Origin of the sequence: Caulobacter sp. LjRoot300, from assembly GCF_964253875.1 — a bacterium.
Classification (GTDB): Bacteria; Pseudomonadota; Alphaproteobacteria; order Caulobacterales; family Caulobacteraceae; genus Caulobacter.
In genome coordinates, this window is record NZ_CAXUSA020000003.1 from 526,309 (window position 1) to 547,349 (window position 21,041).

24 protein-coding genes and 1 pseudogene are annotated in these 21,041 nt (G+C 67.8%); 19 read left to right on the forward strand and 6 right to left on the reverse strand.

Translation table 11 applies throughout. The features are described 5' to 3' along the window. Nucleotides 1-78 precede the first annotated feature (78 nt). From ACSQ2G_RS12550 to ACSQ2G_RS12585, 8 genes are all read left to right on the forward strand, one after another. Nucleotides 79-1,950 carry a PAS domain S-box protein gene (locus ACSQ2G_RS12550; protein WP_436031282.1) on the forward strand — a complete coding sequence of 624 codons (1,872 nt, stop codon included), beginning with the start codon at nucleotides 79-81 and terminating at the stop codon, nucleotides 1,948-1,950. Beyond that, nucleotides 1,947-2,567 carry a response regulator transcription factor gene (locus ACSQ2G_RS12555; protein ID WP_436031283.1) on the forward strand — a complete coding sequence of 207 codons (621 nt, stop codon included), beginning with the start codon at nucleotides 1,947-1,949 and terminating at the stop codon, nucleotides 2,565-2,567. Before ACSQ2G_RS12550 ends, ACSQ2G_RS12555 begins: the two co-directional genes overlap by 4 nt. An 81-nt stretch (nucleotides 2,568-2,648) precedes the next feature. Then, nucleotides 2,649-3,044 (forward strand): response regulator transcription factor, encoded by a 396-nt coding sequence (locus tag ACSQ2G_RS12560; RefSeq protein ID WP_436031284.1) that lies wholly within the window; start codon nucleotides 2,649-2,651, stop codon nucleotides 3,042-3,044. A gap of 113 nt (nucleotides 3,045-3,157) precedes the next feature. Then, a complete protein-coding gene (gene adhP / locus ACSQ2G_RS12565) occupies nucleotides 3,158-4,192 on the forward strand; it encodes an alcohol dehydrogenase AdhP (protein ID WP_436031286.1) in 1,035 nt (344 codons plus the stop codon). Next, nucleotides 4,189-4,608, forward strand: coding sequence for a c-type cytochrome (locus tag ACSQ2G_RS12570; protein WP_436031288.1), 420 nt, complete (start codon nucleotides 4,189-4,191; stop codon nucleotides 4,606-4,608). The genes adhP and ACSQ2G_RS12570 overlap by 4 nt, the downstream gene beginning before the upstream one ends. A gap of 53 nt (nucleotides 4,609-4,661) precedes the next feature. After that, nucleotides 4,662-5,027, forward strand: coding sequence for a hypothetical protein (locus tag ACSQ2G_RS12575; RefSeq protein ID WP_436031290.1), 366 nt, complete (start codon nucleotides 4,662-4,664; stop codon nucleotides 5,025-5,027). A 141-nt stretch (nucleotides 5,028-5,168) separates the two neighbouring features. Next, nucleotides 5,169-5,612: a hypothetical protein gene (locus ACSQ2G_RS12580; RefSeq protein ID WP_436031292.1), complete on the forward strand. Its 444-nt coding sequence runs from the start codon at nucleotides 5,169-5,171 to the stop codon at nucleotides 5,610-5,612. Next, on the forward strand, nucleotides 5,609-6,319 hold the full coding sequence (locus tag ACSQ2G_RS12585; protein ID WP_436031293.1) for a hypothetical protein: 711 nt from the start codon (nucleotides 5,609-5,611) through the stop codon (nucleotides 6,317-6,319). Before ACSQ2G_RS12580 ends, ACSQ2G_RS12585 begins: the two co-directional genes overlap by 4 nt. A 119-nt stretch (nucleotides 6,320-6,438) precedes the next feature. Here the strand turns inward: ACSQ2G_RS12585 and ACSQ2G_RS12590 are convergent, their stop codons facing one another. Both ACSQ2G_RS12590 and ACSQ2G_RS12595 read right to left on the reverse strand, forming a co-directional pair. Continuing rightward, on the reverse strand, nucleotides 6,439-6,789 hold the full coding sequence (locus tag ACSQ2G_RS12590) for a c-type cytochrome (protein WP_436031295.1): 351 nt from the start codon (nucleotides 6,787-6,789) through the stop codon (nucleotides 6,439-6,441). A gap of 62 nt (nucleotides 6,790-6,851) precedes the next feature. Next, nucleotides 6,852-7,310 (reverse strand): DUF2267 domain-containing protein, encoded by a 459-nt coding sequence (locus tag ACSQ2G_RS12595; RefSeq protein ID WP_436031297.1) that lies wholly within the window; start codon nucleotides 7,308-7,310, stop codon nucleotides 6,852-6,854. 105 nt (nucleotides 7,311-7,415) lie between these two features. Between ACSQ2G_RS12595 and ACSQ2G_RS12600 the strand changes: the two genes are divergently transcribed. From ACSQ2G_RS12600 to ACSQ2G_RS12630, 7 genes and pseudogenes are all read left to right on the forward strand, one after another. After that, nucleotides 7,416-7,796, forward strand: a complete 381-nt coding sequence (locus ACSQ2G_RS12600) for a c-type cytochrome (RefSeq protein ID WP_436031299.1) — start codon at nucleotides 7,416-7,418, stop codon at nucleotides 7,794-7,796. A 141-nt stretch (nucleotides 7,797-7,937) separates the two neighbouring features. Then, entirely contained in the window at nucleotides 7,938-8,363 is a 426-nt protein-coding gene (locus tag ACSQ2G_RS12605; protein ID WP_436031301.1) for a YHS domain-containing protein, read from the forward strand. A 21-nt stretch (nucleotides 8,364-8,384) separates the two neighbouring features. Beyond that, complete coding sequence (locus ACSQ2G_RS12610; protein WP_436031303.1) at nucleotides 8,385-9,608, forward strand: hypothetical protein; 1,224 nt, start codon at nucleotides 8,385-8,387, stop codon at nucleotides 9,606-9,608. Further along, nucleotides 9,608-10,729 carry a glycosyltransferase family 4 protein gene (locus ACSQ2G_RS12615; protein WP_436031305.1) on the forward strand — a complete coding sequence of 374 codons (1,122 nt, stop codon included), beginning with the start codon at nucleotides 9,608-9,610 and terminating at the stop codon, nucleotides 10,727-10,729. Before ACSQ2G_RS12610 ends, ACSQ2G_RS12615 begins: the two co-directional genes overlap by 1 nt. A gap of 38 nt (nucleotides 10,730-10,767) precedes the next feature. Then, nucleotides 10,768-11,715: a metallophosphoesterase gene (locus tag ACSQ2G_RS12620; RefSeq protein ID WP_436031307.1), complete on the forward strand. Its 948-nt coding sequence runs from the start codon at nucleotides 10,768-10,770 to the stop codon at nucleotides 11,713-11,715. Continuing rightward, a complete protein-coding gene (locus tag ACSQ2G_RS12625) occupies nucleotides 11,712-11,951 on the forward strand; it encodes a hypothetical protein (RefSeq protein WP_436031309.1) in 240 nt (79 codons plus the stop codon). Before ACSQ2G_RS12620 ends, ACSQ2G_RS12625 begins: the two co-directional genes overlap by 4 nt. A gap of 252 nt (nucleotides 11,952-12,203) precedes the next feature. Continuing rightward, nucleotides 12,204-12,374, forward strand: a pseudogene (locus tag ACSQ2G_RS12630) (hypothetical protein); the annotation flags it as partial. A 93-nt stretch (nucleotides 12,375-12,467) separates the two neighbouring features. Here ACSQ2G_RS12630 and ACSQ2G_RS12635 read toward each other — a convergent pair. From ACSQ2G_RS12635 to ACSQ2G_RS12650, 4 genes are all read right to left on the reverse strand, one after another. After that, nucleotides 12,468-13,169 (reverse strand): VIT1/CCC1 transporter family protein, encoded by a 702-nt coding sequence (locus ACSQ2G_RS12635; protein WP_436031311.1) that lies wholly within the window; start codon nucleotides 13,167-13,169, stop codon nucleotides 12,468-12,470. Nucleotides 13,170-13,200: 31 nt separating this feature from the next. Beyond that, a complete protein-coding gene (locus tag ACSQ2G_RS12640; protein WP_436031313.1) occupies nucleotides 13,201-15,618 on the reverse strand; it encodes a TonB-dependent receptor in 2,418 nt (805 codons plus the stop codon). Between the two features lie 26 nt (nucleotides 15,619-15,644). Beyond that, on the reverse strand, nucleotides 15,645-16,628 hold the full coding sequence (locus tag ACSQ2G_RS12645) for a FecR family protein (RefSeq protein WP_436031315.1): 984 nt from the start codon (nucleotides 16,626-16,628) through the stop codon (nucleotides 15,645-15,647). Between the two features lie 100 nt (nucleotides 16,629-16,728). Beyond that, nucleotides 16,729-17,250, reverse strand: coding sequence for an RNA polymerase sigma factor (locus ACSQ2G_RS12650; RefSeq protein ID WP_436031317.1), 522 nt, complete (start codon nucleotides 17,248-17,250; stop codon nucleotides 16,729-16,731). 186 nt (nucleotides 17,251-17,436) lie between these two features. Between ACSQ2G_RS12650 and ACSQ2G_RS12655 the strand changes: the two genes are divergently transcribed. The 4 genes from ACSQ2G_RS12655 to ACSQ2G_RS12670 are packed head-to-tail and all read left to right on the forward strand — an operon-like array spanning nucleotide 17,437 to nucleotide 21,023. Next, nucleotides 17,437-18,150: a thermostable hemolysin gene (locus ACSQ2G_RS12655; RefSeq protein ID WP_436031964.1), complete on the forward strand. Its 714-nt coding sequence runs from the start codon at nucleotides 17,437-17,439 to the stop codon at nucleotides 18,148-18,150. Further along, nucleotides 18,147-19,616, forward strand: a complete 1,470-nt coding sequence (locus ACSQ2G_RS12660; RefSeq protein WP_436031319.1) for an AMP-binding protein — start codon at nucleotides 18,147-18,149, stop codon at nucleotides 19,614-19,616. The genes ACSQ2G_RS12655 and ACSQ2G_RS12660 overlap by 4 nt, the downstream gene beginning before the upstream one ends. Next, the gene (locus ACSQ2G_RS12665) at nucleotides 19,616-20,278 is read left to right on the forward strand and encodes a TenA family transcriptional regulator (protein ID WP_436031321.1); all 663 of its coding nucleotides are present in this window, start codon (nucleotides 19,616-19,618) and stop codon (nucleotides 20,276-20,278) included. Before ACSQ2G_RS12660 ends, ACSQ2G_RS12665 begins: the two co-directional genes overlap by 1 nt. After that, nucleotides 20,271-21,023: an SDR family NAD(P)-dependent oxidoreductase gene (locus ACSQ2G_RS12670; RefSeq protein WP_436031323.1), complete on the forward strand. Its 753-nt coding sequence runs from the start codon at nucleotides 20,271-20,273 to the stop codon at nucleotides 21,021-21,023. Before ACSQ2G_RS12665 ends, ACSQ2G_RS12670 begins: the two co-directional genes overlap by 8 nt. Nucleotides 21,024-21,041 lie beyond the last annotated feature (18 nt).

Genomic DNA, 21,041 nt, shown 5'->3' on the forward strand with positions numbered 1-21,041 from the left:
GCGATGCGAGGGGGCATGCTTGGGCTAGGATTCCGCCCTGGGGCGAACCGGTTCGAGCACGGGGAAGGTGAAGATAACATGGCGTCCGGCTCGGGCCTCCCGCAGGACCAGATGAAGGGCTACGGCGTCGCTCTGGCGGCCTTCGCGCTCGCCACCGGGATACGTTGGCTATTGGCCCCTTGGCTGGGAGATCATGGCGCCTATCTGCTCTTCACCGCGCCCATTGTCGTCGCCGCGATGTTCGGCGGCGTCGGCGCCAGCCTCGGCTTTACGCTGCTAGGTCTGATCGCCGGACTGATTTTCAGTGGTCGCGACCGACTGGACGCCTTGGCGCTGGCGGAGGCTCTGACCTTCTTGCTGGCGGCGACGGGCATAGTTCTGGCGGGCGCGAAAATCGGACGACTGCGGCCGACGGGCGGCCAGCAGGGCGCTGCGGTCAGGGCTCGGCAAGCCGAAGACCTCGCCAGCGAACTCAACCTGCTGATCGACGGCGCGACCGAGTACGCCATCTCCATGCTCGATCCGCAGGGGCGGGTGCTGATCTGGAACGCCGGCGGGCAGAGACTGATGGGTTGGAGCGAGGCCGAGGTCGTCGGCCAGGACGTCGCGGCGTTCTATCCGCAGGACGCCCGGCAAGCCGGCAAGCCGCGGGCCGACCTCGCCAGGGCCCAGGCCGAAGGCAAGATCGAGGAGGAAGCCTGGCTTCTGCGCAAGGACGGTTCGGAGTTCCTGGCCCACGTCTCGATCACCGCGCTCCATGATCAAGCCGGCGCCCTGCGGGGTTTTGGCAAGGTCCTGCGCGACGTCACCGACCAGCGCGCCAGCGAACGGGCCCTGGACGCCGGCGCCGAACATCTGCGGTCGATCCTGTCCACCGTGCCCGACGCCATGGTGGTCATCGACGAGCGGGGCAAGATCCTGTCGTTCAGCGCCGCCGCCGAGCGCCTGTTCGGCTTTCAAGAGGCCGAGGTGCTGGGCGAGAACGTTCGCCGCCTGATGCCCTCGCCCGACCGCGAGCGCCACGACGCCTATATCGAGCGTTACCTGACCACGGGCGAGCGCAAGGTCATCGGCATGGGGCGCGTCGTCGTCGGCATGCGCAAGGACGGCACGACCTTTCCGATGGAGCTGTCGGTCGGCGAAGCCATTGGCCATGGCCCCCGGGTGTTCACCGGTTTTGTCCGCGACCTGACCGACCGCCAGCGCACCCAGGCCCGCCTTGAAGAACTCCAGGCCGAGCTGATCCACATCGCCCGGGTCAGCGGCATGGGGACCATGGCCTCGACCCTGGCCCATGAGCTCAACCAACCGATCACCGCCGTCGCCAACTATGTCGAGGCGGTGCGCGATCTCCTGGTCAAGCCGGACCCCGACGACTTGCCGATAATCCGCGAGGCTCTCGGCGACGCGGCCGGCGAGGCTATGCGCGCGGGCCATATCGTTCGGCGATTGCGCGATTTTGTCGCCCGCGGCGAGGTGGAGAAGAGCGTCGAGGACCTGCCGTCGGTCATTCAGGAAGCCGCCGCCCTGGGCTTGATGGGGCCCCGCGATCAGGGGCTCGATCCGATTTTCGAACTGGACGCGAACGCCACGCCCGTGCTGATCGATCGCGTGCAGATTCAGCAGGTGGTGATCAACCTGGCGCGCAACGCGGTCGAGGCCATGAGCGGCGCCGAGCAGCCCAAGCTCTGGCTTTCCACGCGTGACCAAGGCGACGGCCTAGTGCGAGTGACGATCGCCGACAACGGCCCTGGTGTCGCCGAAAGCATTGCCGGCCAATTGTTCACCGCCTTCGTCAGCACCAAGACCGAGGGCATGGGGCTGGGGCTGTCGATCTGTCGCACGATCGTCGAGGCCAATGGCGGCCGCATCTGGCATGAGCCGCGCCCTGGCGGCGGCTCACAGTTTCATTTTACCCTGGTCAAGGTCGAGAAGGAGGCGACGCCATGAACGAAAGACGGATGATCCACATCGTCGACGACGAGGAGGCGATCCGTCGCTCGGCCGGCTTCATGCTCAAGACCTCGGGCTATGCGGTGTCGACCTACGCCTCGGGGGACGCCTTCCTGCAGGCGGCCAAGGACGCCGAGCCGGGCTGCGTGCTGCTGGACGTGCGGATGCCGGGCATGGACGGTCTGGAGGTTCAGAAGGTCATGGCCGAACGCGGCATCGCCATGCCGGTCGTGGTCCTGACCGGCCATGGCGACATTACCGTGGCGGTCCGCGCCATGAAGGGCGGGGCGGTCGATTTCATCGAAAAGCCGTTCGAGAAGGCCGTGCTGCTGACCGCTATCACCGCGGCCTTCGAGCGACTGGACGACGTCGAGGCGAGGGCGGCGCGGGCGAGCGACGCGGCCATCGCCATCGCGGCCTTGACCAGCCGCGAACAGGACGTGCTCAGGGGCATGGCCCAAGGTCTACCCAACAAGACCATCGCCTTCGACCTGGGCATCTCGCCGCGCACCGTCGAGGTCCATCGCGCCAACCTGATGGCCAAGCTGCAGGTCAAGAGCCTCTCCGAGGCGCTGCGGATCGCCTTCGCCGCCGGTTTGCAGGACGAGGTCTAAGGGGCTCTACGTAACGACCGCGTCCGAGCCCTATGGCATGCCCAGGCCGTGACCCCTTCTGGTCGCGGCAAGTTGGCCGACATGACGCAAGCGCTTCCCATCAAGCATGAAGGCCGCGCGCGGCTGCTGCTGGTCGAAGACGATCCTGGCGTGCGCCGCTCGCTGCAGTTGCTCCTGCACGGGCGAGGCTTCGAGGTGCGCGCCTACGCTTCGGGCCTGGCCCTGCTGGCCGATCCCACGGCGCTTGGCGCGGTGTGCCTGGTCGCCGACTATCGCATGCCCGAGATCGACGGCCTTCTGATCCTGGGACGGTTGCGTGATCTGGGATGGCGAGGCCAGGCGTTGCTGATTACCGCCTTTCCTTCGGCCCGCTTGGTCGATCAGGCCCTGGCGGCGGGCTATAGCCGCGTGATTGAGAAGCCTCTGGTCGACGCCGCCCTTGTCGAGGCCGTCGAACGCGCCGTGGGCGCGCGCTGACGCCACTACGTATTACTCCCAACTGCGAGGGGTCTCTGGCGGCGGTATCAAGCCGTGACGACGAGGCGGCCATTCCATCCAGGCCGCGTCTCGACATCACCTGGAGGGACACCATGGACAAGACCATGAAAGCCGCCGTCGTTCGGGCCTTTGGCCAGGCGCTGGTCGTGGAGGACGTCGCGCGGCCCAAGCCCGGTCGCGGTCAGGTGCTGGTCAAGATCGCCGCCTGCGGGGTCTGCCACACCGACCTGCACGCCGCCCACGGGGACTGGCCCATCAAGCCCAGCCTTCCGCTCATTCCGGGTCACGAGGGCGTCGGCACTGTGGTCCAGGTCGGCAAGGGCGTGGAGCACGTCAAGGAAGGCGACCGGGTCGGCGTGCCGTGGCTGCACACGGCCTGTGGCCATTGTGTCCACTGCCTGGGCGGTTGGGAGACGCTCTGCGAGGCGCAGCAGAACACCGGCTACTCCGTCAACGGCGGCTTCGCCGAATATGTGCTGGCCTACGCCGACTATGTCGGCCATCTGCCCGCCAATCTGAGCTTCCTGGAGATGGCGCCGATCCTCTGCGCCGGCGTCACCGTCTATAAGGGCCTGAAGGTTACCGACGCCAAGCCCGGTGACTGGGTGGCGATTTCCGGTATTGGCGGGCTGGGCCACATGGCCGTGCAATACGCCAAGGCCATGGGCTTCAAGGTCGCCGCCATCGATATCGACGAGGACAAGCTTCGTCTCGCGCGGAGCCTGGGCGCCGACATTACGGTCAACGCCAAGCAAGCCGATCCCGGCCCCCATCTGCAGACGGAAATCGGCGGCGCCCAAGGCGTCCTGGTCACCGCCGTATCGCCGATCGCCTTCTCCCAGGCCCTGGGCATGGTGCGGCGAGGCGGCACGGTGTCGCTCAACGGCCTGCCGCCCGGCGATTTCCCGCTGTCGATCTTCGACACGGTGCTGCGCGGGATCACCGTGCGCGGCTCCATCGTTGGCACGCGGCTGGATTTGCAGGAGGCCCTGGCCTTCGCCGCCGACGGCCGGGTGCGGGCCACGGTCCACGCCGAGGGGCTGGACAACATCAACAGCGTCTTCGAGCGCATGGCGCGCGGCGAGATCGAAGGCCGGGTGGTGCTCGATTTCGAGGATCGGCTGTGAAGGGCGACAGGGCGATCGGTGCAGGGCTTCTCGCCATCCTGGCCGTGGGTTTGGCGGCGGCGGTTCAAGCCTCCCCCGAACCAGCACGGCGATCGCTGTCCCCGCAGGCGCTTGGCGGCCAACGGATCGCCCAGCGCAATTGCGGAATCTGCCATGCCGTGGACGCCAGGCCCAGTCCGCTGGCCGACGCGCCGCCCTTCGCGACCCTGTATCGGCGCTACCCGCCAGGCGGCCTCGACCAGATCCTGACCGAGGGTATGCTGGCGCCAAGCCGACCACCCGAGGAGGGCTCGCCGGACCATCATCCGCGCATGCCGATGGTCGAGCTGGATGACGACGAGGTCGCCCAGTTGAAGGCCTATCTCCGAAGCCTCGATCCTCGGCCTCGGGCCGAGCCGAGAGAGGGCGCGTTTTAAGAAGCCCGCCCGGGGGCGCCGATCGCCCTCGCGGCGGCGAAGTTTTCCCGCTGTTGAGCAAGATCAAGATCGCGGGCGCCGTGTCGAGAGATCATCAGTTCCGAACAGGAGGTTCGCGTCATGACCGTTCTCCAACTAACCTTCGTCATCCTGAACGTCGTCGCTTTCGCGACCTTCGTCCTGACCTTGAGCGCGGTGTCGGTGCAAGCCGCCACTGGCGAAGGGCCGGCCATGCGCAAGTCGCCAAGGTCCTGGGACCGGAGGACCGCGCGATGACCCGCCCGTCTTCCTTCAAGCTTCGAGCCGCTTTGGTCGCCGGCCTCGTCGTTCTGGCCGTGGCGTCGGTGGCCGGCTGCCAACTGCGGCAGTTTCGTCAGCCCTATCACGAGCCGGCCGTGCGGCCGCTGATCCTTCGCTAAAGCGGGACAGCCAAGGAGATCTTTCCGATGACCTATCCCCGCGGACATGCCTGTCAACGCCCCTTGGACTCCGTGGCGCGACGCGCGAAGAGACGAACCGCACGGCGATCGCGCCTTGATCCGCGCTGGATCTTTCCGAGCTTGGCGCTGGCCGCCCCGCTGGCGGGCGGGGCCTCGGCGTCGCTGTTGCAGGTTTGCTTGATGCTGGGGGCCGTCGCCGGCCTCATGGCGGTCAGATCGACCGGCGCCTTCTGGTCTCTGATAGCCTGGGGCGCCGTGACCGGCGGCTTTGGAGCCGTGCTGGCCTTCCTCGATGCTCCCAATGGTCAGAGCCTCACGCTGGTGGTTCTGCCGGTGGCCGCCGTGCAGGCGCTGGCGCTGCTGGGCGTTGGACGTCCCGCGACGAGCGCGGGGTGGCGGGCGCGAGGACGGGTGCTGTTGTCGCTCAGCGGTCCGCTGGCCTTGGCGGTTCTGGCTGTCAACGCCACACCTGACTGGCGCAGCCTTGGAGCGGCCCTGGCGGTGGCGCTCAATCTGGCGGCCTTGCCGCTGGTCCTGGAGGCGCGTCGGCGCGCCAAGTCATGAGCGAGGTTTGCGCCGACCTGCCGCTTCCTGCGCGCCGGGATGGACGATCGACCGGCTGGCCACGCGCACGACGTCACCTCTGGGTCGCCGCCGTCCTGCTCGGCGTCGCGGGCGCGCTCGTCTGGCCTGCTCAGAAGGTACTTCGTCTGGCGTCGTCGGTTCCCTTCGATACCGTACCGCCGGTCTCTCCCGCACAGCCCGCGCCCAGTGCGATCCTGATCGACCAGACGCTCATGGCGTGGAAGACGCTCGAGGCGACCCTGGAGCCCTGCGATCTAGCGGTGGCCCAGGTCGATTCCACGCCGCCCGCTCCGGAACAAGCGCCCGCAGCGGCGCGACGCGCGTCGACCGCCCGCGACGCTTGCCGCGGCGCTGGCCTGAACCTGCTGGCGATGCGACCGCCGCAAGCCGCTGCGGACACCGAACGCGCCGCCTTCAACGAGGCCCTGATGCGTTGCCAGTACGTCTATCTGGTGGAGGGCAACAGCCATGGGCGACTGGCCGAGGTCTTGAAGACCAGCGCGGTGGGCGCGGCGATGTTCGAAGCCTGGGCCGATGTCCAGGAAGCCAATATCGACGCCCTGGGTTGCCGAGTCGGTTTTGTCATGGCCGCCCGCCGGTCAGGCTTGCCCTCGTCTCTGTTCGAGCCGGCCGCGCCGATCAGGCCTGTCGCGGCGACCCGGTCAACGCGGCGCCTGCACGCGTGATCGATTAAGATCCGCGCACGTGGTTCCTGGCCGCCGGGCTCTCGGCGCTGACGGGTTTCGTCGACGCCCTGGGGTTTATGAGCGGCGACTCGACGCGTCTTTTGGGGGGCGGTTTGGCCCTAGCGGGTCGACGGTGTCGCCGCCTCGGAGGGTTTGGCGCTGTCGAGCGTACGAATATAGGCCGTCAGGGCGGCGATTTCGGGGGAGGTCAGCATCTTGGCCGGCATGCGGTAGTGACCGACCTGCGAAATGGTCTCCAATTCCCAGTCCAGCCGATAGTTACGGTAACGCTCGGCGACGCTCGAAAAGGATGGAGCTCCGGTGGCCGGAGCCCCGCCGCCTGGGCCCACCGCGTGGCAGGCCGAGCATTCGCCGAGGGCGAGGGCCCGTCCGGATTCGACCAGGGGCAGGTCGGGGCCGGGATACAGGGGCTCCAGAACGGCGCAGCCGGCCACGAGGCCGGAGGCCAATACTACTAGGCTCCAAAAGATTCGCCTGGAGCGGGGGGATGGCGGATCGTCGGCGCGCGGGCTCATAGCGTCGCCAAGGCTTGGGGCCAGAGCGAGCGCAAGGGCAGGGGGAGTTGCCGCAGCACCTTGACCAGCAGGTCATGGTCCATAAGGTCCGTGAGGCCCCGCAGGACGCCGCGCGCCAAATTCTCGGTCTCGATCGGGAAATCCGGCGGCAGGGCCGCCTCGATCCGCGCGAGGAACGCATCGACGTCCCGCTCCAGGGTCGGGGTCTGGCTGAGGCGCCATCCCTCTGTGAAGACGCCCCGCATCAGCATCGGCAACTGAGCGGCGAAGTTCATCGCGGGGTCGGGCGCGAGGCGGTCACGCAGGGCGTGCAGCGTTGCGCGCGCGCCCAGATAGGCCTGGTGGCGATCGCAGGGCTCAAGCTCATGGGCGATCACTTTCAGCCAGGCGTTGGTTTCTTGAACCGTGGTGTCGAAAACCGGAAGACTGCTGCTCATGGGACCCTCCAGGATCATGGCCGACAGTCTTGGCGCGGCGCATCACGACCGTGTTGACAGGGATCAAATCAGAGCCGGTCGTTCGCACTACCAAGGTGGCTGCGACACACTGGAGAGACCGCGATGAGCGCCAGAGCATGGGGCCTGACTTTGATCATCGCCCTGGCCGTGGCGGCGACCGGCGCTGATCGGCCACCGACCAGGATCGTCGATCCCTTGCCGCGCGAGCCCCTCGCCCTGGGGGAGGCCATCGCCAAGCGCGACTGCGGCGGATGCCACGCCATTGGGCGCTCGGACGAAAGCCCCTTGGCCCAGGCGCCTCGACTGCGTGACCTTCACCGTCGCTACCCCGTCGAGCAACTTGGCGAGGCCTTCGCCGAAGGCATCGTCGTAGGGCATGGACCCATGCCGCAATGGGTCTTTCAGCCTCACGAGATCGAGGCGCTTACCGCCTATCTGAAGAGCTTGGAGCCAGACGCTCCGGCGCGAACTCCCCGGCCATGAGACGCGCCGCGGGGTTTCCGTAAAGTCACGGGTTTGCCCGGATAGACCGGAACACCGGCCGCTCATGGTGATGATCCTGACTCCGATATCGCGGTCGGCGTGGCGGTCTAGCGAGACGTTCCCGCGCCTGGAGGAAGTTCTATGAGCGACGAAGGTCACGCCCCCGGCCGCCACCGCCACGATTATCCTGGCCACGACACATCGTCGAACGGCATGGCGGTCGATCCGGTTTGCGGCATGACGGTCGACGCCGAAGCAGCGCGGTACCGCGCCCAATGGAGCGGCCACAGATTCGTCTTTTGTTCGACTGGGTGCAAGACCAGGTTCGAAGCCGAGCCGGAGCGTTATGTCGGCCCCAAGAGCGCAGCGGCGGCGGGCACGGTCTTCACCTGTCCCATGCACCCGGAAATCCGCCAGGTTGGCCCGGGCGTCTGCCCGATCTGCGGCATGGACGCATTCGGTATCCTCGGGCCGATGATCGCGCTTCTCAGTGGGCGGGACGTTTCGCGCGCGGAAGCGGCGCCGCGTATTTGGGATCTTGGATCAGAAACTTTTGAGGCGCTTTGAAAGGCATGGCGTCGTTGGGCCATGCGCATCGGGTTCCTCTTCAACCACGACCAAGTCCATCAGGTGGCCCACAGCCTGCCGATCGCGCTGGCCCTAGCCCGAGGCGGGAGCGATTTCGAGGTCATGGTCGCCACCACCAACCGGCGGCTGACCGCCGAGGTGATCCGTCTGGGCGGGGGCATGGTTGGCCATGGCGTGCGCCTGGTCGAGTTGGTCTTGACCAAAAGCACGTCAAGGCTTCTGGCGGCCACGACCGAGGCCATACTTCCGACGACCAAGCTCCTGGTGTACGGCGACAATCTCGACTTCTTCCGATCGCTCGACATACTGGTGGTCGCCGAGAAGACCTCGCTGATCCTGAAGACCCGCTACGGGCTAAGCAACCTCAAGATTGTACACACCCGCCATGGGGCCGGGGATCGCGCCATCGGCTTCGACAAGGCCAGCGCCGGCTTCGACCACGTTCTGGTCTCGGGTCGCAAGGTTCGCGACCGGCTGGTTCACGAAACCGGTGTCGACCCAAGCAGGATCTCGATCGTCGGCTATCCCAAGTTCGATCTGCTGCCGGCGCGGGGGGCGACCCACCCGCTGCTCGACGACGGCCGGCCGGTGGCGCTGTACAACCCGCACGTCTCGCCGCACCTGTCGTCCTGGTACGAGGTCGGCCGTCAGGTGCTGGACTGGTTCGTCGCGCATGACGATCACCACCTGATCTTCGCGCCGCATGTGATGCTGTTCGAGCGGCCTTTCGTGGCGACGATCGACAAGCTGCGGCTCGACCGCGCCGGGCGGATCGAGGAACGCTATCTGCGCGCGCCCAACATCCACATCGACCTGGGCAGCCGGGCCTCGACGACCATGGCCTACACTCAGCGCGCCGATCTCTATCTTGGCGACGTCAGTAGCCAGGTTTACGAGTTCATGCTCAAGCCCCGGCCGTGTGTCTTCCTCAACAGTCACCGCTTCGCCTGGGCCGGCGATCCCAACTTCCGCCATTGGCGCGCAGGCCCGGTGATCGAGGACGTCGCCAATCTTGGCGCGGCCATGGAGCGGTCCCGCGAGCAGCACGAAACGGTGTGGCGCCCGGTGCAGGAGACCCTGTTCAGCCAGAGCTTCGACCTGACCGAAGAACCCTCGGCCGAGCGCGCGGCCCGCGCCGTGGCGCGGTTCGCCGGACAGGCCTGGCCCGATCCGCTGGCGGTCGATCTTGATGACGCGGCCCAAGGCCGAACGGGGACGTTCTGATGCGGATCTTCTATGTGATCAATTCCCTAGAGGGCGGCGGGGCGGCTTTGCCGGTCCCGGCCGTGGCCAAGGTGCTCGCGGCCCAGGGCGCGAAGGTCGAGATCCTGGCCCTGACCCGCCGTGACGGCCGGGCGTTGCCGCCGATGATCAGGGAAGGGTTGAACGTTCGTGTCCGACCCGGCGGCGAGAAGGATCATCTCGACGCCCTGGCCTGGCTGGACAGGATCGTCGCCGAGGAGCAGCCGGACCTGCTGTGGACCTCTCTGACCCGCGCGACGCTGCTAGGCCAGATCGTCGGCTCGCGCCGGGGGGTGCCGGTGGTCAGCTGGCAGCACAACGCCTTTTTGAAGCCGGCCAACCGCCTGCTGCTGCGCGCGACGCGGCGGTTGTCGAGCCTGTGGATCGGCGACTCCCACAGCGTCACGGCCCTGACGGCCTCGCGCCTGAAGGTGAAGGCCGACCGTCTGGCCACCTGGCCGCTGTTCGCCGCCGATCCGGCCGCGCCCCAGGCCAGGCCCTGGCGGCCCGGCGAGACGCTTCAACTGGGCGCGCTGGGGCGCTTGCATCCCGCCAAGGGCTATGACGTTCTGATCAAGGCCCTGGCGCATTTGCGCGCCACCGGCTTCAAGTCCCCCACGCCGTTCGAAGTCCGGATCGCTGGGGAGGGCGCGCAACGAGAACGGCTGCAGGCCATGATCGACCAGGCTGGTCTGGACAACGTCTTCCTCACCGGATTCTGCGACACGCCGCGCGAGTTCCTGGCCGGACTGCACCTTTATCTCCAGCCGTCGCGGCGCGAAGGCCTGTGTATCGCGGTGCACGAGGCGATGCAGGCCGGCTTGCCGACCCTGGTGACCGCCGTGGGCGAGATGCCCTACAGCGTGGTGGACGGCCTAATGGGGCGGGTCGTGCCGCCCTGCGACTCCGAAGAGCTGGCCAAGGCCTTGAAGTGGTTTCTGCGCGCCCCCTACAAGCTGGCGAGAATGGGCGAGGTCGCCCGATCGCGGGTGCTGGACAGGTTCGGCCAGGCGCACTTCGCCGCCACGGGCGCCGAGATCTTCGCCCAGCTTCCGGTGAGGCACGACGTTACGCTTGCGGCCGTCGGGAGCCCGGCGGCGTGAAGCGTCCCGTGACCTCGTCGTGGAGCCCTGTGGGTCCGATGGCCATATCGCCCGTTCACCGGCGCAGGCTCCTGCAGGGGCTGGCCGCCAGCGCCGCTTGGCCCGTGGGGGCCGTAGCGGCGACCGGCGACGAAAAAGTCAATTTTGTCGCCGTTGGCGATTGGGGGCGAGAGGGCCAACGGTCACAAGGCGTCGTCGCCGAGGCGATGGGCGCTGCTGCGGCGGAGATCGCCAGCCGTTTCGTCATCTCGGCCGGCGACAACTTCTATCCGGCGGGCGTCCGGTCAGTGACCGATCCTCATTGGCGGCGCTCGTTCGAGGACGTCTATACGGCGGCGGCCCTGCAAACGCCTTGGTACGCCGCGCTCGGAAATCACGACTACCGGGGCGTCGCCCAGGCTCAGGTCGATTATACGCGCCTTAGTCCCCGTTGGCGGATGCCGAGTCGTTACTACAAGGTCGCGGGCGAGGTTCTGGGAGCCAACTTCCTGGATCTCTTCGTGATCGACACCTCGCCCCTCGTCGATCGCGGCAACTATGACGAAATGCTGCAGCAGTTGGCGCATGGCCATCTGGAGGCCTACGACGGCGCCCGCCAGATCGCCTGGCTGCGGGACGAACTCCGCAGATCGACCGCGCTATGGAAGGTCGTGGTGGGTCACCATCCGATCTATTCGGGGGACCACGGCGATTCCGCCGAACTCGTCGCCCAGGTCGCCCCCTTGCTCGAGGCCCATGGGGTCCAGGTCTATATCAACGGCCACGACCACAACTTGCAGCACATCCGACGTGGCCGGGTCGACTACGTCTGCACCGGCGCGGGCGCGGACGCCGTCGGGAGCGTGGCGCCGGTGGAGGGCACCCGCTACTGCCTGTCGCGACCGGGCTTTGCGATGTTCGGACTCGATCGTGAGATGCTGCGATTGGAGTTCCGCGATCTCGCGGGACAAACGCTCTATCAAGTGCGGCGCCGACGCGCCGATTGATCCTGGAGCGGGGACGTCGGCGAGGTTCTTCACCTAAGGCGGAATTGTTTTACTGGCTGACCTTCACCCTCTCTCAGACGCTCGGCGCGGCTTTAGGGGGCTGGACCGACAACACCGCGTCGCTGGGTTACCTTGGCGCCGCGCTGATCTTCGCCGGCCTGCTCAGGGCGGTCAGGCCTCTCTATTTCTGGACCTCTTTCAACCGCGTCGCCCTGTTCCGGAGCGCCTTCACCTGACGCGCGCCCCGGGACGTCGGTTGGCGACTTTCTCGACAGATCGCTCGACCACGGCGGACCGGCGCTGGGCCGTCCGATCGCGACGACCGTCCTGACCGCGGGAATAGTTCGTCCGATCGCCCTGCCGCCGCTCCGTCGCCATTCAGTCAGCGCGCGGGGCTAGCGTGCCCCGATCCAGCAAATGGTGGTTTCCGCCTGAACCGTTGAGGTGGTCGCTTCAGCCCGTCGTCGTTGGAACAGGAGGACGTCACCATGACCCAAGTTCGCGACCCTGTCTCTGAAAAGGCCCTGCTCGACCTTGCGGCCCGATCCATCGGTCTGGAGGTGGATGGCCTGGGCCGGACGGATCTGCTCGACGACCTTGAGATTTCGACGAGCGACCTCCTGGCCTTGGTCGCCGCCTTGGAGGACCAATGCGACGCGATACTGCCTGACTGCGACCTTGCCCGTTGTGAGACGCTGGGCGACCTGATCGATCATCTGCGAGCACACACGGTTCTGGACGCCGTGTGGACGCTAGATCGCCGTGCCGACCAGACGGCCGATGCCGGCCGTCACGATCATGGCCAGCGCCCCCCAGAAGGTGACCCTCGCCGCCGCGCGCCAAGGCGGCGCTCCACCGGCTTTCGCCCCGGCCACGCCGAGCAGCGCCAGGCAAGCTAGCGCCACCAGCACGACGCTGGGCACGATCGCCGGGGTAGGCGCAACGGCGGCGACAATCAAGGGGGCGGCCGCCCCGGCCGTAAAGCTGGCCGCCGAGGCTAGGGCGGCCTGCACTGGCCGCGCCGTCGTGGCCAGAGAGACGCTCAACTCGTCGCGGGCGTGGGCGTCCAACGCGTCCTTGGCCATCAGCTGCTGGGCCACGATCTTGGCGGTCTCCGGCTCGAGGCCTCGCTGGACATAGATCTGAGCCAGTTCGGCGTGCTCGGCCTCGCCGTCGCTTTTGAGTTCCGCGGTTTCGCGCGCGATATCGGCCTTTTCGGTGTCGGACTGCGAGCTGACCGAGACATACTCGCCGGCCGCCATCGACATGGCGCCGGCCACCAGCGCGGCCACGCCCGCGACCAATATTTCGCTCGACTTCGCGGAGGCGGCGGCGACCCCCACGATCAGGCTGGCCGTGGAGACCAATCCGTCGTTGGCGCCCAGGACGGCGGCGCGCAGCCAGCCGATCCGTGAGACCAGGTGGGCTTCGGCGTGGCGGTAGGACCTGGGCATGGCTTTTGTCCTGGAAGGGCGACCTTGCCGCCTAGTAGGTGACGCGGATGCTGAGGGAGAGGGTGCGAGGGCGAAGCGGGGTGACCTGGTCGGTCGAACGGAGTGAAAACGGGTTGCCGTAGGCGAAGGTGTCGCCGCGCGCGTTGGTCGGATTATCCAGGGCCAAGGTCGTGCGCCAGCGCGGGGTGGCCAGACCGAGGGCTAGGCGGCCGGTCGCGTAGCCGCCCATCAACGGCGAGGTCGTGGCGTCGAAGGTGAGGCGGGAATGGCCGACATAGGCGTAGCGGCCGTCGAGCTCCAAGGTCATGTCCGAGCCTAGCGGCCAGTCGTAGTGGGCCGTCACGCCGCCGGCGCGATGGGGCACGCCAGCCAGGCTCACGTCCTTTCGGACAGGGAAGGCGGGATTGGCTTTTTCCAGTTCGGGCGCGTTGACCAACAGGTTGGCCCCCAGCTGCAGGCGTCCCAGGCGATAGCCGCCCTCGAACTCCAGACCCAGGTTGCGCCCGTCGCCGATGTTGGCGGTGAAGGGCAGGCCCGAAGGCAACAACTGGTCGCTCTGGATATCCTTCCAGCTGGCCTGGAAGGCCGCGGCCCGCAGACGTAGACGGCCGTCGAGCAGGGAGACCTTGCCGCCGGCCTCCAGGCTCCAGAGTTCGTCGCCATCATAGCGGCGACGCGGCTCGGCCTGACCGCGGGCCGAGAACATTTGACCGGACGGTCCCGTGGTGTTGAAGCCGCCAGCCCTATAGCCTTCGGTCGCCTGGATATAGATCAGCGCGCTGGGTGACAGGGCGTAGGACACGACTATCTTGGGCGCGAAACCGGACTGGTCCAGGCTGCCTGAAAACGATGCGATCGGTCCAGCCTGGTCGGAGGTCTGACTGTTCACGCGTGTCTTGGAGGTGAACAGCCGACCGCCGAGCGTGACGCTTAGGGATCGCCCGATCGGCAAGGTCGCCTCGCCATAGAGCGCCGCCTCGTCCAGCGTGTCGCGCCGCGTCTCCGCCAAGGCTTGAACCGGGGCGTCGGCCAACCGCGTCAAGGCCAGGTCGATGTCCTGATGGGTACGCGCCAGAAACGCGCCGACCAGCCATTGCACCCGGGCTTCTTCTGGCGAGGCGAGGGAGCCCTCGGTCACCAGGCTATGGGTGCGGTCGTCGTCGTCATAGGCCGCTGGGCCCGGCGCCAGCGCGATTGGCGGCGCGGCAGTGGCGTCGTAGCGGCTGGTGATGTCGTGATTGACCGCCGAAATCGTCCACCGCGCCTGGATCCCGCCGATCTCGCCTTTCAGGTTGAGGTGCGCCTCGGCGAAGTCGTTGTCGTGCGGTTCGCGCACCTGGTTGCGGCGGGTATAGGGCGCTTGCGTCGCCAGGGCGTATTGGGTGTCGTCGGAATTGATGAACTGGGCGGCGCCGCCACCCGTAAGGGTCCAGCCGCCGCCCAGATCGACTTTCACGTTCAGGCGGCCGCCCGAGCGAAGCGCGCGATTGACGTTCTTGAGGTCGAGGTTGGCGTCATCGATATAGCCGCCTTGCTGGTCGCGATAGAGCACGGCGCGGACCGCGCCGCGGCCGTCGAGGATCGGCAGGTTGACCATGCCGGACAGGCCGTTCGAGCCGTCACCGCCTTGCGTCGCGCCGACATTGCCCGCGATCCAGGCCTCGAAGCGATCCGGGGCCGGCGGTTCGGTGACCAGGTGCAAAACCCCGCCCAGCGAACCGGACCCGTAAAGCGCGCCCTGCGGTCCGCGCAGGACCTCGACCTGGGTCATGTCGATCAAGAGCAGGTCGGGGTCGGGGGCGTTGTAGGTCAGCCGGGTATCGTCGAGATAGAGGCCGACCATCGACTGGGTGCGCCCGGTCAGGGGACCGTCGGACAAGCCGCGCAGCATGATCTTGTCGCGGCCGGGACCCAGATTGGTCACGGTCATCGCGGGCACGGCGAGCGCCAGATCGTTGGCGTCGCGCAAGCTCTGTCCCGCGATCGCCGAGCCCTCGACCGCGCTGACGGCGTAGGCCAACCGATCGGCCGGGGTCGGGCGGCGCGTGGCGACCACGACGAGTTCGTCGAGCGCGGCGGAAGGGGTGGGCTCTGGTCGAGCCCCCCTTACGGCGGCAGGCTTGGCGGGCGGAAGCCTGACGATCTCGATGGCGCCGGCGTCGATCATTCGAAAGCCGCAGCCGGTGCCCGCGAGCAGTTTGGTCAGGCCGTCCTGGAGGGTGAAGCGTCCTCGCAAGGGCCGGCTGGTCGTGGCGCAGCCGGCGGCGGCCTGCGTGCTGATCGAGGCGCCGGCCTGGACGGCCAGATCGACCAGCGCCGACTTCAGGGGCTTGCTTGGAATGTCAAAGCTCAGGCGGGGCTGCGCCGCCGAGGCGGGATCGTTCCATCCGGCCACGCACGCGAAGCTGGAAGCCAGCGCCCAGCGCCGCCATGCGTCAGCTCGCGACAAAACGCCCTCCGACTTCCAGGACGGCGCTACCGTAGTTCGATTTGTCGGTCGGTGCGATGCACGGACAGCGAGAAATAGGTGGCCAGCCGTTTGACCACCAGATTCTGATCGCCCAGCTCCAGAACGCCCGAGAAGCGCTTGCCGGCCATGGCGGGCGAAACTTTGATCGGGATGGGATAGCGGCGGTTCAGATCGGCGACCATATCGCCCAAGGTCTCGTCGTCACAGACCATCCGACCTTGGGTCCAGGCGAAGGCGGGGTTGGGGTCGGTCGTGGTTTGGACAGATCTTGGCGCGCCCTCGACATGGCTCAGGCTCTGACCGGCGACGAGGCGGGCGACGGGTGTCGGTCCTTGGGCGGGCTGGCGCACTTCGACGATCCCGCGACGGACAGTCACGCGCACGGTCTTGTCGTAATGCCGGATATTGAACTCGGTGCCGACGACCCGCACCTGCTGGTCGCCCACAGAGATCAGGAAGGGTCGGCCGGGATCCTTGGCGACATCGAAGGCGGCCTGGGCGTCGGCCATCTCGACGCGCCGCGCGCGCCAACCCAGCCGGACGGTCAGGGTGGAGGCCGAATCCATGCGAATGTGGGTGCCGTCGGCCAGGGTCACCTGCCGCGTCTCGCCAGGTTCGGTCTGATAGACCGTCGGCGTCCCCTGATAGCCGCGCCAGGCCATCGGACCGACAACGATCGCCAACACGGCTGCGGCAGCCACGGCGGCCGCGGCGGACCAGACGGGCAGGGCGGCGCGACGTCGCAATGGCACGACCCGCGACGACGCGGGCCTCAGGGCCGGGGCGATCTCGACGGCGCGCTCGGTCAGTTCGGCCGCGACGCGCTCGACCTCTTCGAAGGCGGCGAGATGATCATCGGACACTTCAAGCCAGGCGGTCAGCGCCGCCCAGTCGTCGGCCGTGACCTGATCCGACTGGACGCGGACCAGCCACGCGACGGCCTCGTCGCGCAGGGCGTTGTTCGCCGTCTTGCCGTCCGCGCCGTTCATCGGTGCTCACCGTTCCTCAAGGCCCTGGCCTCGTTGCTCGCCCCAATGACGCCACAAACGCTCAGGCGCCTCCAAACTTTCTTGAGACTGTTTCGAAACCTCATCGGCCCACCTTGGCGAGGATGCGTTTGAGGCTGGTCATGATGTACTTCTCGACGCTGGACCGCGACACGCCCATGGCCGCTGCCGTCTCGGCGTGATTGAGGCCTTCCAGCTTATGCAGGCGGAACGCCTCCTGCACGGCGGGCGGCAGGTCGTTCACGACCGCCACGATCTGGGCCAGGCGCTGGCGGGCCGCCAGGGCGTCGTCGGCGCGGGGCTCGTCGGCCGTCTCCCAGTCCGTGGCGCTGGAACCGCCCGCGCCGCGCCATTGGGCGTCGCGCTGGCCGGCGCGACGCTGAGTCTTGATCCGGTCCAGCATCAGGTTCGTGCCAAGCCGGTAGAGATAGGCGGCGGGATTGTCGATTGGCGCGACGGGCGGCGGGGTGATCTTCAGATAGATGTCCTGCACCAGATCCTGCGCGGCTTCCTCGGATCGCAGCCGTACGCGGAAATAGCGCACCAACTCCTCCCGTCGTTCGAGATAGCAGGCGAGCAGGGAATGGACGGCGCTGTCGTCCAAGGACTCGATCCACGCTCTGGGCCCATGGCCGTTTGGACGCCGGGAATCCGGCGACCCGGGCAGTCTTTCCGATGTCGCCTCCGGCCGCAATCGCAATCCCTTTGAGGAGGTTTCGAGCTCACGTCGTCATGGCTCATCGAAGGGCGTCCAACGCCCGCCAGGACGTGGAGACTGGTCTTGCTGGAAGTGATGATGCTGGACGACGGCGCCCCCCGCGGCAGCCTGAAGTTCGACGAGGCGCGCATGCGGCGGTTCACCGGCCTGGCGCCCAAGGTGATCTCGATCCATCATCTGATGCGCCCCGAGCGCCTGAGGGTGGAGGCCTATCTCGAGGCCGCCTACGCCTCGGCCTTCAACGGCATGATCCGTCGGCACTATCCGACCTTGATGAGCGTGCAGGACGGCCAGGGCCGCATCCACGCTGCCGTCGGCTTCAGGTTCGCGGCGCAAGACCCTCTCTTCCTTGAGCAATATCTCGACGAGCCGGTCGAGGCCGCGATCGCCCGCAAGCTGGGCGCGCCGGTGGAGCGCGGCGGCGTGGCGGAGATCGGCAATCTGGGCTCCGGCAGCGCCGGGGCTTCCATGTTCCTGTTCCTGGCCCTGGCCCGTCATCTCGACCAGAACGGCTGCACCCACGCGGTGGCCACGGCCACGCGCCAACTGCGCCGGAGCTTCGGCCGGGTCGGCTTCGAGACCCAGGTTCTAACCCGCGCCGAACCCTCCCGCCTGGGCGAGGCGGCCGCCGAGTGGGGCGCCTATTACGAGCGCGATCCCGAAGTGCTGGCCGGCGCGATCGGCCCGGCCTTGCAGCCCCTGAGCCAGATCCTGGTGGCCGAGCCCGTCCCGGTCCAGACCATCCGCCCCCGTCTTCATCCAGCTTGCCCGGAGGTCAGCCAATGAGCCTGGTCCTGGCGGCGATCGACACCTACGCGGCCGCGACGCCCGAGGCGATCGCGCTGAGCACCCCATCGGCGACCTGGACCTACGCTCAGCTGCGCGAGGTGGTGAACCGGACGGCGTCGGCGCTGTTCGCCTTCGCGCCCTTGGTCCGTCCCGGCGCGCCGGTAGCCGTGCGCCTGCCCAATGGGCTCGCCTGGGTGATTCTGGACCTGGCCCTGATCCGTCTGGGCTGGCCAAGCTTGCCGCTGCCCGGCTTCTTCACTCCGGCTCAGCGTGACCACGCCCTGGCTGACGCGGGCGCGACCCTGTTGATTGAGGCGGCCGACGGCCAGGGCGAGGGGCGGATCGTGGTGGCGGACACGCCGCTCGTCGTGACGCCCTGCCTGACCGCTCCTGTGCCGCTGCCCGAGGGCACGGCCAAGATCACCTACACGTCGGGCTCGACGGGCCAACCCAAGGGCGTCTGCCTGTCCCAGGCCCAGATGGAGGCAGTGGCGGCCTCCCTGGTCGAGGCGATCGGCGCCGACTATGCCGGCCGGCATCTGCCGCTGCTGCCTCTGTCGATCCTGCTGGAGAATGTGGCCGGCCTCTACACCACCTTGATCTCCGGCGGGCGCTATCATGTGCTGCCGGCGGCGGCGCTGGGGTTGGACAATCCGTTCCGCCCGGATCTGGCGGCCCTGGCCGGGGCCATCGCGGCCGAGGAAGCGACCAGCCTGATCGTCGTGCCCGAGCTGCTGCGGGCCCTGCTGATGGTCATGACCTTCACCGGCGCGCGCTTTCCCAAGTTGAACCTGGTGGCGATCGGCGGGGCCAAGGTGTCGTCGCAACTGCTGAGCCAGGCCGACGCCCTGGGCCTGCCGGTCTATGAAGGCTACGGCCTGAGCGAATGCGCCTCGGTGGTGGCGCTGAACACACCCGCCGCTCGCAAGGTCGGCGCCGTGGGCCGGCCCCTGTCGCACCTGACCGTCGAGATCGCCGCGGACGGTGAGATCGTCGTCGGCCCCCATCCGTTTCTCGGCTACGCCGGCGGCGAGCTGAACGCTGGCGCGGTCCGCACTGGCGACCTGGGCGGGCTCGACCCCGACGGCTTCCTGCGCATCGAAGGCCGGCGCGGCAACACCATCATCACCGCCTTCGGCCGCAACGTCGCGCCCGAATGGGTCGAGAGCGAGCTGCTGGCCCAGCCCGAGATCCGCCAGGTGGTCGTGTTCGGCGAGGCGCAGGCCACGCTCGGCGCGCTGATCGTGCCGCTGCTGCCCGACATGGACGAGGCCGCCATCGCCCAGGCCGTGGCCCGCGCCAACCAGGCCTTGCCCGACTACGCCCAGGTCAAGCGCTGGCAGGTCCGCGCGCCGTTCGACCCGGCCGCCGGCGAACTCACCAACAACGGCCGCCCCCGTCGGGCGGTCCTGCTGTCGCGCCACAACGACTTCATCCAAGCCTCGCAACAGGAGCCGACTTGATGTTCTTCCAGAGACTGGTCGCCGAAACGGCCGAGGGTCAGCAGGCCCTGGCCGGCGTGCCGCAGATCCAGGATGGTCTGACTGGCGCGATTTCGCGCGACACCTACATCGCCTACCTCACCGAGGCCTACCATCACGTCAAGCACACCGTGCCCCTGATGCAGGCCGCGCGCGCGCGCCTCGACGACGGCCACGATCGCTTCCGCCATGCGCTCGACGAGTACATCGCCGAAGAGACGGGCCACGAGCACTGGATCCTTAGCGACATCGAGAACTGTGGCGCCGACGCCGAGGCCGTGCGCCTGGGGCAGCCGCGCGAGGCCACCAGCCGAATGGTCGCCTTCGCCTACGACTACATCGCCAAGGTCAATCCGATGGGGTTCTTCGGCATGGTCTTCGTGCTGGAGGGAACCAGCGTGCGCCTGGCCACCCAGGGCGCGGAGGCCGTCGCCAAGAACCTGGGCCTCGGCCCCGAGTGCTTCAGCTATCTGACCTCGCACGGCGCGCTGGACATGGAGCACCTGGTCTTCTTCCAGAAACTGATGGACGAAGTGACCGACCCCGACGACGAGGCCGCGATCATCGCGGTCGCCAAGGCGATCTTCGAGCGCTTTGCCGACGTCTTCCGTTCGATCCCGCACGATCGGGTGGCCTATGTTTAGGGACAAGACCATCCTGCTGACCGGCGGCGCCGGCGGCCTGGGCTCGCTGATCTCCTCGCAGTTGATGGAGGAGGGCGCCAAGGTCGTGGTGCTGGATCGCGCCGAACCCGCCAATGGCGCCGCCTTTCTCAAGCACGACATCTCAAGCCCCGACGGGATCGAGGCCGCCGCCGCGGCCGTGGCGCGCCGCGATTGGGACATCGTCATCAACCTGGCGGGCATCCAGCATTTTGGGCCGTTCGAGCGCCAGACGCCCGAACATCTGATGGCCAGCTATCTGGTCAACCTGGTCGCGCCGGTGCGGCTGGCCCAGGCCGCGCTGCCGCGCATGAAGGCGGCGGGCGGTGGGCAAATCGTCAACGTCGGCTCGATCTTCGGCTCGATCAACTTCGCCCACTTCGTCACCTATTCCAGCGCCAAGGCGGGCCTGCGCGGTTTCAGCCAGGCGCTGAGGCGCGAGCTGTCGGGCACGGGGGTCGACGTCACCTATGTGGCGCCGCGCGCCGTGAAGACGGCCTTGAACTCGCCGGCGGTGATGGAGTTCGCCAAGCTCACCCAGATGAACATGGATCCGCCCGAATTGATCGCCGCGCGGATCGTCGAGGCTGTCCGAGGTCGCAAGCGCGACGTCTATTTCGGCTTTCCCGAAAGCCTGTTCGTCCGGATCAACGCCATCTTCCCGCGCCTCGTCGACGGCGCCCTGTCAGCCAACGACCGCAAGGCCGCGCGGCTGTTCTCTCACTGACATTCTGGAGTCTTCCAT

Bases quoted from the DNA above. Each gene is read 5' to 3' on its own strand.
- ACSQ2G_RS12670 (WP_436031323.1), top strand. From the start codon at position 20,271: ATGTTTAGGGACAAGACCATCCTGCTGACCGGCGGCGCCGGCGGCCTG.
- ACSQ2G_RS12600 (WP_436031299.1), top strand. From the start codon at position 7,416: ATGAGCGCCAGAGCATGGGGCCTGACTTTGATCATCGCCCTGGCCGTG.
- ACSQ2G_RS12615 (WP_436031305.1), top strand. From the start codon at position 9,608: ATGCGGATCTTCTATGTGATCAATTCCCTAGAGGGCGGCGGGGCGGCT.
- ACSQ2G_RS12645 (WP_436031315.1), bottom strand. From the start codon at position 16,628: ATGAACGGCGCGGACGGCAAGACGGCGAACAACGCCCTGCGCGACGAG.
- ACSQ2G_RS12620 (WP_436031307.1), top strand. From the start codon at position 10,768: ATGGCCATATCGCCCGTTCACCGGCGCAGGCTCCTGCAGGGGCTGGCC.
- ACSQ2G_RS12610 (WP_436031303.1), top strand. From the start codon at position 8,385: ATGCGCATCGGGTTCCTCTTCAACCACGACCAAGTCCATCAGGTGGCC.
- adhP (WP_436031286.1), top strand. From the start codon at position 3,158: ATGGACAAGACCATGAAAGCCGCCGTCGTTCGGGCCTTTGGCCAGGCG.
- ACSQ2G_RS12635 (WP_436031311.1), bottom strand. From the start codon at position 13,169: ATGCCCAGGTCCTACCGCCACGCCGAAGCCCACCTGGTCTCACGGATC.
- ACSQ2G_RS12665 (WP_436031321.1), top strand. From the start codon at position 19,616: ATGTTCTTCCAGAGACTGGTCGCCGAAACGGCCGAGGGTCAGCAGGCC.
- ACSQ2G_RS12595 (WP_436031297.1), bottom strand. From the start codon at position 7,310: ATGATCCTGGAGGGTCCCATGAGCAGCAGTCTTCCGGTTTTCGACACC.
- ACSQ2G_RS12555 (WP_436031283.1), top strand. From the start codon at position 1,947: ATGAACGAAAGACGGATGATCCACATCGTCGACGACGAGGAGGCGATC.
- ACSQ2G_RS12605 (WP_436031301.1), top strand. From the start codon at position 7,938: ATGAGCGACGAAGGTCACGCCCCCGGCCGCCACCGCCACGATTATCCT.
- ACSQ2G_RS12550 (WP_436031282.1), top strand. From the start codon at position 79: ATGGCGTCCGGCTCGGGCCTCCCGCAGGACCAGATGAAGGGCTACGGC.
- ACSQ2G_RS12560 (WP_436031284.1), top strand. From the start codon at position 2,649: ATGACGCAAGCGCTTCCCATCAAGCATGAAGGCCGCGCGCGGCTGCTG.
- ACSQ2G_RS12585 (WP_436031293.1), top strand. From the start codon at position 5,609: ATGAGCGAGGTTTGCGCCGACCTGCCGCTTCCTGCGCGCCGGGATGGA.
- ACSQ2G_RS12660 (WP_436031319.1), top strand. From the start codon at position 18,147: ATGAGCCTGGTCCTGGCGGCGATCGACACCTACGCGGCCGCGACGCCC.